Source organism: Saccharibacillus sp. O23 (genome assembly GCF_002205895.1).
In the GTDB taxonomy this organism is placed as follows: Bacteria; Bacillota; Bacilli; order Paenibacillales; family Paenibacillaceae; genus Saccharibacillus.
Genome location: NZ_NJDE01000021.1, coordinates 78,653 through 92,865, shown reverse-complemented (window position 1 = coordinate 92,865; position 14,213 = coordinate 78,653). Strand labels below are relative to the sequence as shown.

Below are 14,213 nucleotides of genomic sequence, written 5' to 3'. Positions count from 1 at the left end.
TTCTGCGTAAATGGGTAAATGACTTAGGAACCCCAAATCCACTCGACACAAGGAGACTCTTATTGATGAAATCTTGGAAAAAGATGCTGTTATCCCTGACGGCCGCCGCCGGACTCGTGGCTTATTCCGTTCCGACGTACGCGGCGCAGCCTGCGGCAAAAGCACCTTCCGCCCAGACCCAGATCACCGTTAACGGCAAAGCGCTGGATTACGCGTACGGCGAAGTACTGGCGCGCAAAGGCACCATGCTCGTTCCCGTCAGACTGACCGCTCAGGCGCTCGGCGCCAAGCTTCAGGACGTCAAGGACGGAACGGTGCGCATCGTTCTCGGCGGCAAAACGCTGACGCTGAAAGACAAAGCGACCTTGATCGGCGGCGTGTCTTTCGTTCCGGTCCGTTCGATCGCGGAAGCGACCGGGTATGACGTCCGTTGGGACGGCGCGACCCGCACGGTCATGCTCGTGTCGGCCAAGACCGGCGAAGCGGCGCGCGGATTTATGTGGGAAGTGAAGAACGGCCCGACGACGGTCTATCTGGTCGGCTCGATGCATATCGCGGACAATACGTTCTACCCGCTGCGGGCAGAATTCGAGAAAGCGTTCGCCGAAGCCGATTATCTGGGCGTCGAGATCAACATCAGTCAGGAAGCGACGAAAGCGCAGCAGGAGAAAGTGTTGAAACTCGGCAGCTATCAAGACGGCACGACGCTGAAGGATCATATCTCCGCGGACACGTACAAACAGCTCGGCAAACTGCTGGAAGCCAACGGCATCAAAGCGAACGCGTTCGATTCGTTGAAACCGTGGGTGGTCGAAACGACGCTCGGCAGCCTCAAATCCAGCGACGCCGGGTACGAAGCGAGCGAAGGCGTCGATCTGCATTTCATTCAGCAGGCGATCGATCGCAAGCTGCCTATTCTGGAACTGGAATCGTACGACTCGCAATTGAGCATGTTCAACGGCTTGTCGGACGATCTTCAAGAGCGCAATCTCAAAGCGGCGATCGAGAACTTCGACACCATCGCGGACAGCACGGACGATCTGGCGAAGATGTGGAAAAGCGGCGACGAGAAATCGCTGCTTGCCATGACTCAGAGCCTTGCGGAAGATCCGGAGTACTATAAAGCGCTGATCGTGGATCGGAACGTCGGCATGGCGAACAAGATCGAAGGTTACCTGAAAAGCGGCAAAGCCGAAGAATACTTCATCGTCGTGGGCGCGGCGCATTATCTGGGCCAAGACGGCGTGCTGAAGCTGCTCGAAAACAAAGGATACAAAGTCGTGCGCAAATAACGAGAGTTCGGACAGGACCGAAAAAAGACGCGTTTTCCGATACGCCCGCATCCGTCGGGGAGTCGGAACGCGTCTTTTTTTGTTTGCGATTACTATTCTTGCAGGGTTCGCGCCTTTTGCGGCGTCTGGCCTCAAGCAAGAAGGAAAAGGCCGCGGCTTGCGCCGACGGGATTTTTTTGCGGTAATGGAAAAGGCGGCTGCGAGTTCGGGCCGGACCGAGAGAAAGGAGATTCGGGAATGCGGGAAAAGAAACCATCGGCTGGTCGAGGACGGAAAAGGAGCGTAAAGCGTCTGCTGACGACCGCTGCGCTGCTGATTCTGCTGCTCGTCGCTTGGAAATCGTTGGCCTTCTACGGATTCGCGCCGGACGTGCCGCGAAGCGACAAACGCGTCGTATCGCTGCATCCCGACGTGCGGGCGGCCGCCGATCGGCTCGTGCGGCAGGCGGCGGACCGAGGGATCGATATCGCGATCACGTCGGGTTTTCGCAGCGGCGAAGAGCAGGATCGGCTGTACCGGCAGGGCCGTCAGGATGCGGGGAATATCGTGACCAACGCGCGAGGCGGGCAGTCGTATCATAATTACGGTCTGGCGATCGATTTCGCGCTGCGCGACGGCTCCGATATCGTCTGGGACATGGAGCGGGACGGCAACGGAAACGGGCGCTCCGATTGGATGGAAGTCGTCGAATTGGCCAAAGCTTTAGGTTTCGACTGGGGCGGAGATTGGGAGAACTTCCCGGACTATCCGCATTTGCAGATGGATTTCGGGCATACGCTGCGCCAGCTTCGGCACGGCAAATTTCCGAAGGGTTCCGTAACCGAGTAGCTTTGTCCGATGCGCTTTGACGCCGGGAGACAAGCGATAAACGAAGCGAAAAGAGGCTCGGCCTTGAGCCGAAGAGCGCTTAAGCGTACAATAGAAGATACTGTTTTCGGAGATCGGGTGCGGAATGAGCCCTTTTGACGATAGGCGACGAGAACAGTTCGACTCGCAATTCAGTATGAAAGGTGCAGCAGCAATGCCCAAAAAAACAATCGATTCACCCCATATAAACGTTCGGCCTCGACCGACGATTTCTTCGAATTCCGTACGTCCGGCCGGCAGCGCCGAAGCGCGCGGAGCCAAAAGGCATATTCGCGGATTGGACGGTCTTCGCGCCGTCGCCGTGCTTGCCGTGATCGCGTATCATTTCAATCTGGACTTTCTCCCCGGGGGATTGTTCGGGGTAGGACTCTTTTTCGTATTGTCGGGTTATCTGATTACGGATATTTTGTTGTCGCAGCGGCAGGAACAGGGTTCCGTCCGCTTCGTCGATTTCTATATACGCCGAGCGCGGCGGCTGCTTCCGGGCATGTTCGCGGTCATGGCGACCGTCATGGTCTGGCTGCTCTTCGCCGATCCGGCCCGGCTGGCAAGCCTTCGCGGCGATATCGTCGCGGGTACGTTATACATAAGCAACTGGTGGTACATTTTCCGGCATGTCTCTTATTTCGAAAGTTTCGGTCCGCCGTCTCCGTTCGGGCATTTCTGGTCGCTCGCGGTGGAAGAACAATTCTATATCGTCTGGCCGCTGCTGTTGGTCGGCTTGATCGCGCTGCTGAAGCGCAGAAGGCTGTTGACCGTCTATATTCTGACATTGGCGGTCGTCTCGGCGGCCGCGATGGCGATTCTGTATAACCCGGATCTCGACCCGAGCCGCGTCTATTACGGAACCGATACGCGCGCTTTCGCGCTGCTGGCGGGAGCGGCATTGGCCGTGGTCTGGCCGAGCCGGAGCTTGTCCGCCGCGATCGGACCGGCGGCCCGCTTCGCGCTCGAAGCGGTCGGCCTTGCGGCGCTGGCGTACTTGGCTTATGCGATGCTGACGGGGAGCGAATACGATTCTTCGCTCTACGGCGGCGGAATGGCGCTGCAAGCGATCGCGGCCGCGCTGTTGATCGGCGCGCTGGCGCATCCCGCTTCGCTGCTGTCCCGCGTCTTCGGGATCGCGCCGCTGCGCTGGATCGGCCGCCATTCGTACGGGCTGTATCTCTGGCATTATCCGGTGATCGCGCTGACGACGCCGAGCGTGGACACGGACGGCGTCGATTGGCTGCGCATCGCGCTTCAGTTGACCGCGACTTTCGTATTGGCGGCGCTGTCGCTGAAATATATCGAAGACCCGATCCGGCTGCGCGGATTCCGGGCGTTCTTCGCTTCCGCATGGAGCACGCGTCGGCGTCCGCGCAGGGTTCTGCTTCTTCGTACCGCGCTGCTGACAAGCGCCGTGCTGGTGACGGCCGCGGCGCTGCGCTTGACCGGCGCGCCGCCTGCGACGACCGTTTCGGCGGTGCCGAACAAAGCGGCGGCTTCTTACGCCGCCTCCGCCGCGCCGAAGCCTACGACGCTTGCGGCGAACACGGCCAACCGGCCGACCGCGCCGAATAAGCTGACGTATTCGTCCGGCGGAGAAGACGGGCAGGAGCAGACCGGCGATTCGGGTTCGCCGAAGAATGCGGAGCCTTCGACGGAAGCCTCGCAGGGTTCGGCGGATTCGCGGCAGGCTTCGCAAGAAGAAACGGATTCGAACCCGGAGGCCGTCCCTCCGGCGTCCGGCCGAGTGAAGTACACGGTCGTAGGCGATTCGGTCATTCTCGACGCGAAGCCGTATCTGGAACAGAATATCGCCGACGTCTACGTCAGCGGCAAGATCGGACGCCAAATGCGGGAAGCTTCCGATCTGCTCGCGCAGTTCCGCGCGCAGGGGCAGTTGGGCGGACGCGTCGTGATCGAATTGGGCACGAACGGTTCGTTCAACTCGAAGAACCTGACGGCCGTGCTCGATTCGCTCCGCGACAAAGAAAAAGTCTATCTCGTCACCGTCCGCGTGCCGCGCTCGTGGGAGCGCACGGTAAACCGAGCCTTGAACAAAGCGGCGAGCGAATATCCCAACGTCTCGTTGATCGATTGGCACGGCGCAAGCGCGGGCCGCGACGATTATTTCGCCGCGGACGGGGTGCATCTGACGCCCGAAGGTTCGGAAGCGTTCGCCGATCTGATCAAGCGGACGATCGTGAAGAAAGAATTGAGCATGAGATGAACAGGCGGCTAAGCGGCGATCATCGTCGATCGTCGGCCGCGAACCGAAGAGCGCGAAGAAGCGGGAAGAGCGGGAATCGCCGCCGATCCTTGCGGCTTCGCGCTTTTCGGCGCGGATACAACCGTCGCTTGAGTCGCGTATCGGGAAGCGGCTCAAGCACCGTTTGATATACAAAAAGCCTGACGAGGGCTACACTACAGTCATTTCAACCGAAGGGGTGACAGACATGTTCGACATGACGAAGATCGGCCTCAATATCGCAAGACTGCGCAAAGAAAGCGGAATGACCCAGATGGAATTGGCGGACCGATTGGGGATCAGTTATCAGGCGGTCAGCAGTTGGGAACGCGGGACGACGATGCCGGATATATCGAAACTTCCGCTGCTCGCGGACAGCTTCGGCGTCAGCATCGACGAGATCTTAAACGGAGGACGCGGCTCCGAACTGGTCCGCAAGATCGTGGCCGGACCGGTCGAAGAAACGTTAAAAGAAGGCGAAGTATCGGTCGAAGAGTTCCAAGAGCTGGCGCCGCTGCTTCCCGCCAAGCAGGCCGATGCGGTATTCGGCCGGACGGAGCAGCCGGTCAGCTTGAGCGAATTGGTGGCGCTGGCGCCTTTCGTCAGCGAAAAGGTACTCGGAGAATGCGCGCTGAAGGCATTCGGACAAGTCGATCTGTCCGAACTGGTCTCGCTGGCGCCTTTCTTGGAAGAGGCGGCGGTCGACGAACTGGCGCTTCGCGGTTATAGCGATTCGGGCGTCTCCGGCATGACGGCGCTCGCGCCGTTCATGAGCCGCAAAGGCTTGGATACGATCGTGGCTCGCTTGAGCGGAGGTTCGGCTTCGCCCGCGGAACTGATGTCTCTGGCTCCGTTCATGAGCCGAGAGAACTTGAACTCGCTGGCGCTTCGCACGGAGGGCGAGCCGTTGTCCACCGGCGAACTGATGTCTCTGGCTCCGTTCCTCGACTCGGACGTCGTCGGCCGATTGGCAAGCCGGGCGCTGGAGAACTCCGACCTCAAAGGTCTGGCCGCGCTTGCGCCGTTCATGGACGGCGGCCGGCTGGATTCGCTCGCCCGGAGCATGGTCGCCGGGCGCAAGACCCCACCGGCCGCGCCCGAGCCGGCGGCCGAACCGCAGGAGCACCCCGCCTCCGAAGCGGCGGCCGAAGTCCCGTCCGCCGCAGAAGAACGCGACGGCTTCGCGGCTCCGGCGGCTCCGCCGGCACGTCCGGCCACGCCTTTCGCGCCGGTCGCTCCGAGCCCGTCCGCGCCGGTCGCGCCGCCCTATGCGGACGAAGACCGCGCTCCGGACGCGGAGCGCTTCGGCGAACCCGCCGCGCCGCGCGGCGACGGCCATTCGTCGTTCGCCGATCCGCGCCGCTGACCGCTCGCGGCCGCGCGCCTCTGCACCGCGCCTGACCCGCGCGCAACCGCGCTGACCGTTTAAGATGTTAGGTTTCGCACTTCGAGATTTCGTACCTAACCCGTGTACGAAGTCTCCGACGGAAAATCCGCTTGAACCGTGCGTGTTTCTGAAAGGCTCAACCCTTAGATTCTATGCGGTCGACTCACTAGGCTGCTTTTTCGACCGCATGACTCGCGGATGGTATTCGACGTTGTGTCCTACATTGCCTTTTCGTCAACGTAGAACATGCTTTTTCGCTTACCAGCTATCCTGCATTGCTTAAAAAGCAACGTAGAAACGCTGCATCGCCAAATTAGGCTCGTTTTCCGCGTCTACGTTGCTTTTTCGTCAATGAAGCTATCGCAGGGTAGTCGATCATGTGTTCTACGTTGCCTTTTTGTCAATGTAGCTATCGGAAGGCCGGCGGTTGCGTGTTCTACGCTGCCGAATTGCCGACGCGACCTTCTAGTAGCTTGACCGCTTAAAATGTTAGTTTACGTTCATTGAGATTTCGTACCTAACCCGTGTACGAAGTCTCCTACGGAAAGCCCGCTTGAACCGTGCGTGTTTCCAATGAACGTAAACCTTAAATTCAATGCGGTCAAGGTACTAGATCTATTCTCCCGCGCCTCTTAATTCAGGCTCCCGCGCAGAATCTCGAGCCCCGTTCGCAGTTCCTCCAGCGAACCGGTCGAAGACAGCGCGATCCGCAGATGATCGTCCCGCGAACCGCTTCCGACCAGAAAGCGGTCGGAATGGAATACCCGCACGCCCCGCGCGAGCAGATCGCTTTCGAACCGGGAAGCGTGCACCGGCTCCGGCAGGCGCAGCCAGCGGAAGAAGCTGAGCGGATGTCCCGGATCGTCCGGCTGCGGGAAATATTCGGCAAACAAATCGTTGGCGGATTTCGCCAGCGATTTTTTGTATGCGACGATGTCTTTCGCCGCGCCCGAGTCGATCGTCTCGATCACGATCTCGGCGTCGAGCGACGACGTTTTGACGTTCACGTGATAGATCGCCCGCAGCATCCGTTCGCGCATCGTTTCGGGGAACACGACAAAAGCGACGCGAAGTCCCGAACAGATCGATTTGGTCGTGCTGCAAATGTAGACCGTCTGCTCCGGCAGCAGCTCGCGCATCGGGATGCCGTCTTCGGACGTCGTGCCCAGCAGCAGCGCGGCATGAATATCGTCTTCGATCACGATCAGGCGATGGGCCTCGATGACCGCCGCCAGTTCCCGCCTGCGCTCGTTCGGAACGAAGATCGCGGTCGGATTGCAGCAGGACGGCATCAAGAACACGCCGTGCAGTTCCGAAGCGCGGCAGCAGGCATCCAGTTCGCCGGGCAGCATCCCCGAACGATCGCCCGGAACGGGAATCAACTTGATCCGCAGCGACTTCGCCAGCTCGATAAAGTTGGAATACGTGTATTCGTCCACGGCGATGCGGCTCCCGGGTTCGAACAAAGCGAGCAGCGCGATCGTCAGCGCGTTCTGCGCGCCGGACACCACCGCTACCTGATCGGGATCGGACGCCGTGATGCCGAGCGAGCGCATCCAGCGCAGCGCGATCTTCCGCTGCCGGGGAATCCCGGCCGGGTCGTCGTAGTTCAGCAGACGTTCCAGCCCCGAGCGTTCGATCACGCGGCGGGTCGCTTCCGCCACCATGAAGTTGCTCTGCTCGAACGAAGCGACCAACCCGAAATCGATGCATTCCAGCGGGACCCGGTCCCGCGAGATGGTGACCGAACGCGCCGCCGTGGCGGAGACGAACGTGCCGCTGCCCGTGACGGCATGCAGCAGTCCTTTGAGTTCGCAGGTCTTGTATGCCCGAGTGACGGTAGTGAAATTGATATCGAGAAAATCGGCCAATTCCCGCTGCGGCGGCAGCTTGGTTCCCGGCGGCAGGAAGCCGCGGGCGATATCGCGTTCCAGCATGCGGGCGAGCGAGAGGTAGATCGGACGTTCCAGTTCCCGGCGGTCGGGCCGCCACGACATCGGATAATCGACGAACGAATTGATCGGCATAAGTCACCTCGCAAAATTGTAATCCATACAATTATAACATTGATTGTATGGATTTACGCCGCTACAATAAACGAAAAAGTTTACATGCGGAGAGAGGGTTAGAAACCATGAACCACAAGCTTAATCGAGCGGCTGCTTTTCGTGCCGCTTTTCCCGTAACCGTTCCGATTCTGGCCGGATTTCTGTTTCTGGGCATCGCTTACGGGGTGTTCATGAACCTGTCGGGATTCGGCGCGGGTTGGGCGTTTCTGATGAGCCTGCTGATCTTCGCCGGTTCGATGGAATTCGTGACGGTCGGCCTGCTTCTCGGCAGTTTCAATCCGCTGGGCGCGCTGCTGCTCACCTTGATGGTCAACGCCCGGCATCTGTTTTACGGCATTTCCATGCTGGAGAAATACAAAGGCACCGGCTGGAAAAAGCCTTATCTGATCTTCGGAATGTGCGACGAATCGTTCTCCATCAACTACTCGGCGAAGATTCCGGAAGGCGTCGACCGAAGCTGGTTCATGTTTTTCGTGACGCTGCTGAATCATGTGTATTGGGTAGCCGGCGCAACGATCGGAGGACTGCTCGGTTCGTTCGTGAACTTCGATATGAAAGGTCTGGAATTCGTGATGACCGCCTTGTTCGTCGTGATCTTCGTGGAACAGTGGATGAAAGAGAAGGTGCATGACAGCGCGATTCTGGGCGTCGGCGTCTCGGTCGTCAGCTTGATCGCGTTCGGCGCGGACCGCTTTATCGTTCCCGCGATGATCGCGATTCTGGCCGTGCTGACGCTGACGCGCAAAGCGATGGAACGCAAAACGGCCGCGGCCAAAGAAGGGGGATGCGCGTAAGATGACGGTAATCCAACAAGTCATGATCGTCGCGATCGTCGTGCTGGGTACGATGGCGACGCGGTTCCTGCCGTTTCTGGTCTTTCCGCCGGGCAAACCGACGCCGGACTACGTGCGTTATCTGGGACGCGTGCTGCCCGCCGCCGCGATCGGCCTGCTCGTCGTATACAGCCTTAAAGACGTGAACGTGTTGGCCGGAAGCCGCGGACTGCCCGAACTCGTGTCGGTAGCGGTGGTCGTCTGGCTGCATTTGTGGAAAAAGAACATGTTTCTGTCGATCGCGGCGGGAACGGTTCTGTACATGATTCTGATTCGGTTGTAGCCGCAAAGCGCTTCTATAGAAAGAAAGCAAAGCCCGAAGACCTCTCCGTGCGGGAGCGGATCTTCGGGCTTTTCGCTTTTTTCTGCATCACTCGACAATCAGCGGCTCAGCAGCATATCCACATGCGGAATCCCGTCTTCCGGGTACACGTCCGAGATCGGACGGAAACCGAACGTGCCGTAGAACTTTTCCAGATAATGCTGCGCTTGAATCTTGACCGCGTGCTCGCCGAATTCTTCGGCCAGAAAAGCGGTCGCGCGCCGCATCAGCTCCTGCGCCAGTCCTTGCCCGCGATAGCCGCTGCCGACCAATACGCGTCCGATCGACGCTTGTTCGTACGCGACGCCGGGCGGCAGCAGTCGGCAGTAAGCCGCGATCTCCCCGTCTTTTTCCGCAAACAGATGCATGCACCGAGGGTCTTTGCCGTCCACTTCCGGATAGAGGCATGCCTGCTCCAACACGAACACGTCCACCCGTGCCCGAAGAATCCGGTAGACCTCGTCCCCGGTCAGCTGTTCAAACGATTTGAGATGCCACTGCATAAGTTAAAGTCTCCTCGATCTGAAGTTTAGGCCGTGTTTGAAAACTCAGGCGACGTGCATCTTTCACCGCCTTTTCGCCCTCCACTGCGTCACTTTCTCTTGACGTGCCCCGGCACGCCTGCGAAAAAGTTCCTTGTTGAGAACGAAAATTCGTCGAAATCTGCCTCCTTCGGAGTTTTCAAACACGCCCTAGTTTTAATTTGAATTATAAAAGTCGAAGGCGGGTTATGTAAATCCAAGTCGCGGTGTTATATTGAAAAACAAAAAGAGAGTCGGAAAGGAAGGAAACATGATCCTGCATCTGCATGCCCTCAAATACGGCAATATCGCGCATTACGATTGGGAGATGACGCTGCTCGGCGAACGGGAAGGCTGCTTGATCGCCGAAGGGGCGGCCGGGAGGAAGCTCAAACATCATACCAAAGGGCAGACGTTCCGCATTCCTCATGCTTCGCTTGAAGTCTACGCGCTGCACGAAGGATATACCGTCAGTTTCGATATCGCCGAAGGGCGAATGATCTCGATCTACTGCAACGTCTCGCGGCCCTGCGTGCGGGAAGGCGACCATGTAAGCTTCGTCGATCTCGATCTGGACCTGCTCTGGAACGAAACGCAAGGTTGGCATGTGGTGGACGAAGACGAGTTCGAGAGCAATCGGATTCGGCTGCGATACCCGGAAGAACTGTCGCAGTACGCCAGAGATTCGCTGAAGTCTCTGCAAGAACGAGTCGAGAAGAAACGCTTTCCGTTCGACGGAAGCCTGAACGACTACATTCGTCATATCGCGAGCAAGACGGCGGAGCTATAATCGCAGCTTCGCTTTTTCCTGTGAGATTTTTTATAGAAGTGTTTACATATAGAAAGAAAAGGATTATAATCAACTCAAAAAGTTGCACTCGGGAAACATTCGTGTGTACGGGTAACAAATGTAGCTTGAGGAAAGTAGATAGAGCAGACAGAGAAAGAGATGGAGAGGTGAAAGAAAGATGGAGAGAGAGATCGAACGCGCGAAAGCGCGGCATAGAGAAAAAGCGCCGAACGAACTTGTCGGTCATCAAGCGGAAGGCAGAAGCCGCACCGAGCAGGCTGCGCAGGCCGTTCTGAACGGAGAAACCAAAGGACTGAAACGCCTGCTGCCTTTCCTCGGCCCGGCCTTTATCGCGGCGGTTGCTTATATCGACCCGGGCAACTTCGCGACCAACATTACGGCAGGTTCGAAGTACGGGTACATGCTGCTGTGGGTCATCTTCGCTTCGAACTTGATGGCGGTATTGATCCAATCGCTGTCGGCGAAGCTCGGGATCGCGACCGGCCGCAATCTGCCGGAAGTCGCGCGCGACCGCTTCCCCAAAGGCGTCTCCGTCTTTCTCTGGATTCAGAGCGAACTGGTGATCATCGCGACGGACCTGGCCGAGTTTATCGGGGCGGCGCTCGGCTTGTACCTGATCTTCGGGATTCCGATGCTGCCGGCCGCGCTGATTACGGCCGTCGCGTCGTTCGCGATCTTGGAGCTTCAGCGCCGCGGATTCCGCGCGCTGGAGACGGGAATCGCGGGCATGGTCGTCGCCGTCGTGCTGGCGTTCGCGTTTCAGGTGTTCATGGCGAAGCCCGATATGGGCGCGGTCGCCATGGGAATCTTCACGCCGAACTTCGCGGGTACCGAGAGCATCATGCTGGCCGCCGGGATTCTGGGCGCGACCGTGATGCCGCACGCGATCTATCTGCATTCCTCGCTGACGCAGAACCGGATCGTCGGCCGGAACGAAGAAGAGAAGAAGAAGATTTTCAAGCTGGAATTCATGGATATCCTGTTCGCGATGTTCGTGGCCGGCGCGGTCAATATGGCGATGCTGATCATCGCGGCGGCGCTGTTCTTCAAGAACGGCCTTCAAGTCAGCGAACTGGATCAAGCCTTCAACCATTTCCGCGAGTTGGCCGGACCCGCGACCGCGATCTCGTTCGGCCTCGGGCTGCTGATCGCCGGTTTGTCCAGTTCGTCGGTCGGCACGATGTCCGGCGACGTGGTCATGCAGGGCTTCATCAACAAGCGGATCAACCTCTATCTGCGCCGGGCGATCACGATGACGCCGCCGCTGGCGCTGATCATCTCCGGCATCAACGCGACGGAAGCGCTGGTATACAGCCAAGTGATTCTCTCGTTCGGCATCGCGTTCGCTCTGGTGCCGCTGATGCTGTTCACGGGCGACCGCAAACTGATGGGCGGATTGGTCAATCGCCCGATCACGCAGGTGCTCGGCTGGATCATCGTGGCTTTGGTCGTGGCATTGAACGTATTTCTGGTCGTCGAGAGCTTCTGAACGGCGTTCGCCGTTGCAGGTCGGTCGGGACGATTGGCACAAAAAACGAACCTTTCGCATAAAGCGAAAGGTTTTTTTTGTTCGACTTGGCATCCGATTGTTTAATTCGATGGCGAGAAACGTAAATTGAATGTAAAGCTTTCGCGATGGTATGATAAGAAATCGATAAAATTCAAGATGAACTTCGGAGGAAAAGAAATGCCGCAATGGAAAACCAAAGCCTCGATGAGGCATACGGCTTTATGCTTCATAGGCTTCGGCGTGTTGGCCGTCACGTTCGTGCTGATCGCCATGCTGGTCGGCTCGGATAATCAGTCCGTCATCAATTTCGACCACAGATGGATCGGACGGGTGCAAGCGCAGGAAGCGCCGGGATGGACGAAGACGGCCGAGACGTTGTCTTGGATCGGTTCCACCAAAGTCGTGATCGTGATGGAAGTCGTCCTGCTGTTGTTTCTGCTGATCGTTCCGAAGCTGCGCTGGGAACCGCTGCTCGTGCTGATCGCTACCGGCGGCAGCGCGCTGCTGAATATCCTGCTCAAAAATCTGTTCCGCCGCGACCGTCCGGATATTCACCGTCTGGCCGAAGAATATTCGTACAGTTTTCCGAGCGGCCATTCGATGGGCGCGTTCGCGCTGTACGGCATATTGGCGTATTTGTTATGGCGCATGATCCGTCCGATGGGCTGGCGGATTGCGGCTCTGGCGCTCTGCGTCCTGCTGACGCTCTCGATCGGTCTCAGCCGCGTCTATCTCGGCGTGCATTACCCGAGCGACGTTCTCGGCGGTTATATCGCCAGCGGCGCTTGGCTCGCGCTGACGATCGGATCGTTCGAATACTGGCGCCATCGGCGGCAGCGCCGTCTGGGCGGGATGTCCGAAGCGGATCGTCAGGAGCGCGTAAGCGGAAAAGCGAGTCTGTAAGAGGCGCTTGCGAGATCGGCCTTTGTCCGGCCGCCGTTTTGACGGCGAGCCGGTTTTTTTATGCGAAGAAAAGCAGAAAATCGAAGTAGGAGGCGGACTGGACAGCCCGAAAGCTTTTTGTTATATTCGGTTTAGAACGTTCGTTCAAAATTTAGGGAAATCCCCGTATCCGGACCCGTCTGTCTAAAATCTTCCCAACATTAGAACGATCGTACTAAAAATTCGAATCGAGGTGCAGAATGTTCTGGATGATCCTGTTTACGGTATCAGGCGCGCTGGCTTTGTTGATGTACGGAGGAAGCGCAATTCCGTTCTTCCTTAACGTCAATAAGATCGGACTGCTCAAGAACGAATCGGAAAACGAAAACGAAGGGACCGTACCGTCCGAACGGATCACGGTCGTCGTGGCGGCGCGCAACGAACAAAAAGCGATCGTCCGCTGCGTGGAGTCGCTGCTTGCGCAAACATACCCACAGCTTGAAGTCGTAGTCGTCGACGATCGTTCTCACGACGATACGCCTCGGCTGCTCGAAGAGCTGGAACGCCGGCATGATCGGCTGCGGGTGCTGAACGTCCGCGAACTGCCGGCAGGCTGGCTCGGGAAAAGTCATGCCCTGGCTCTCGGAGCCGCGCAAACGGAAGGAGAATGGCTGCTGTTTACGGATGCCGATATTCTGTTCGATCCGCGCGCGATCTCCGAAGCTCTCGGTTATGTTCGGCGAAACCGATTGGATCATCTGACGCTGATTCCGGAATTCGGAGGTCCGAAGTTCGTTTGCAAACCGTATGCGGCTTTTATTTTCCAAAGCGCGGTCGCGTTCGGCCAACTCTGGAAAATGAAAGATCCCGCAGCCAAACAGACGCTCGGCGTAGGCGCGTTCAATTTGATCCGGCGCGAAGCTTACGTCGGGATCGGCACGCACGAAGCTTTTAAAATGCATACGACCGACGACAACGAGCTGGCACGGCAGGTACAGCAAAAAGGGCTGCGGCAGGACGTGCTGTTCGGACGGGACCGGGTGACGGTGTGGAACTGGTACGAAACGGCCGGACAGTTGATTCGAAGCATGGAAAAATCGGTGTTCCGTTTCAGTCAGGCGATCATAGCCAGCTTGATGTGCCTGCTGACCATGATCCTGCCGTTCGTCGGCGTCTGGACCGGACCGTGGTGGCAAAGGCTGCTGTGCGGACTCGCGATTGCCGCCATCGTAAGCGTGCAGGCGGTGTATTCCCGCCGCTCGGGCAGCGGCTTCTGGTACGGGCTTCTGTATCCGCTCGTCGGCGCTCTGCTGATTGCCGGTTCGATTCGCGGGGCGGCGGGCGCGGCGATCCGGGGCGGCGTGTTCTGGCGCGGAACTCGTTACGAGCGCGGCGAAGTGACTTCCTGAACCTATTTCGACCTGTATGCGAGCAAACGGAAAAAGGAACGCGAAGAACCGCCGCAGCGGCCTGCGGCGGTTCTTCT

At 58.3% G+C, this 14,213-nt stretch carries 12 protein-coding genes; 10 read left to right on the top strand and 2 right to left on the bottom strand.

What is annotated here, in order from left to right; genetic code table 11:
* Positions 1 to 65 precede the first annotated feature (65 nt).
* The 4 genes from CDO73_RS21295 (at position 66) to CDO73_RS27370 (ending at position 5,758) form a co-directional block, all read left to right on the top strand.
* On the top strand, positions 66 to 1,292 hold the full coding sequence (locus CDO73_RS21295) for a TraB/GumN family protein (RefSeq protein ID WP_088490542.1): 1,227 nt from the start codon (positions 66 to 68) through the stop codon (positions 1,290 to 1,292).
* Between the two features lie 237 nt (positions 1,293 to 1,529).
* Positions 1,530 to 2,120 carry a M15 family metallopeptidase gene (locus tag CDO73_RS21290; RefSeq protein WP_088490541.1) on the top strand — a complete coding sequence of 197 codons (591 nt, stop codon included), beginning with the start codon at positions 1,530 to 1,532 and terminating at the stop codon, positions 2,118 to 2,120.
* A gap of 193 nt (positions 2,121 to 2,313) precedes the next feature.
* Complete coding sequence (locus tag CDO73_RS21285; RefSeq protein ID WP_088490540.1) at positions 2,314 to 4,374, top strand: acyltransferase family protein; 2,061 nt, start codon at positions 2,314 to 2,316, stop codon at positions 4,372 to 4,374.
* 226 nt (positions 4,375 to 4,600) lie between these two features.
* A complete protein-coding gene (locus CDO73_RS27370) occupies positions 4,601 to 5,758 on the top strand; it encodes a helix-turn-helix domain-containing protein (protein ID WP_088490539.1) in 1,158 nt (385 codons plus the stop codon).
* A 653-nt stretch (positions 5,759 to 6,411) separates the two neighbouring features.
* On the opposite strand, the gene CDO73_RS21275 is transcribed toward CDO73_RS27370, so the two are convergent.
* Positions 6,412 to 7,806 (bottom strand): aminotransferase-like domain-containing protein, encoded by a 1,395-nt coding sequence (locus CDO73_RS21275; RefSeq protein WP_088490538.1) that lies wholly within the window; start codon positions 7,804 to 7,806, stop codon positions 6,412 to 6,414.
* A 107-nt stretch (positions 7,807 to 7,913) separates the two neighbouring features.
* Between CDO73_RS21275 and azlC the strand changes: the two genes are divergently transcribed.
* Both azlC and CDO73_RS21265 read left to right on the top strand, forming a co-directional pair.
* Positions 7,914 to 8,642, top strand: coding sequence for an azaleucine resistance protein AzlC (azlC, locus tag CDO73_RS21270; RefSeq protein ID WP_088490537.1), 729 nt, complete (start codon positions 7,914 to 7,916; stop codon positions 8,640 to 8,642).
* A 1-nt stretch (position 8,643) separates the two neighbouring features.
* Positions 8,644 to 8,964 (top strand): branched-chain amino acid transporter permease, encoded by a 321-nt coding sequence (locus CDO73_RS21265; protein ID WP_088490536.1) that lies wholly within the window; start codon positions 8,644 to 8,646, stop codon positions 8,962 to 8,964.
* 98 nt (positions 8,965 to 9,062) lie between these two features.
* Here the strand turns inward: CDO73_RS21265 and CDO73_RS21260 are convergent, their stop codons facing one another.
* Positions 9,063 to 9,506: a GNAT family N-acetyltransferase gene (locus tag CDO73_RS21260; RefSeq protein WP_088490535.1), complete on the bottom strand. Its 444-nt coding sequence runs from the start codon at positions 9,504 to 9,506 to the stop codon at positions 9,063 to 9,065.
* 289 nt (positions 9,507 to 9,795) lie between these two features.
* On the opposite strand from CDO73_RS21260, the gene CDO73_RS21255 reads away from it, so the two are divergent.
* The 4 genes from CDO73_RS21255 (at position 9,796) to CDO73_RS21240 (ending at position 14,136) form a co-directional block, all read left to right on the top strand.
* On the top strand, positions 9,796 to 10,314 hold the full coding sequence (locus CDO73_RS21255) for a DUF402 domain-containing protein (RefSeq protein ID WP_088490534.1): 519 nt from the start codon (positions 9,796 to 9,798) through the stop codon (positions 10,312 to 10,314).
* A gap of 178 nt (positions 10,315 to 10,492) precedes the next feature.
* Entirely contained in the window at positions 10,493 to 11,824 is a 1,332-nt protein-coding gene (locus CDO73_RS21250; protein ID WP_088490533.1) for an Nramp family divalent metal transporter, read from the top strand.
* A gap of 198 nt (positions 11,825 to 12,022) precedes the next feature.
* Positions 12,023 to 12,748 carry a phosphatase PAP2 family protein gene (locus tag CDO73_RS21245; RefSeq protein ID WP_256972798.1) on the top strand — a complete coding sequence of 242 codons (726 nt, stop codon included), beginning with the start codon at positions 12,023 to 12,025 and terminating at the stop codon, positions 12,746 to 12,748.
* A gap of 239 nt (positions 12,749 to 12,987) precedes the next feature.
* Positions 12,988 to 14,136: a glycosyltransferase family 2 protein gene (locus CDO73_RS21240; RefSeq protein ID WP_088490532.1), complete on the top strand. Its 1,149-nt coding sequence runs from the start codon at positions 12,988 to 12,990 to the stop codon at positions 14,134 to 14,136.
* Positions 14,137 to 14,213 lie beyond the last annotated feature (77 nt).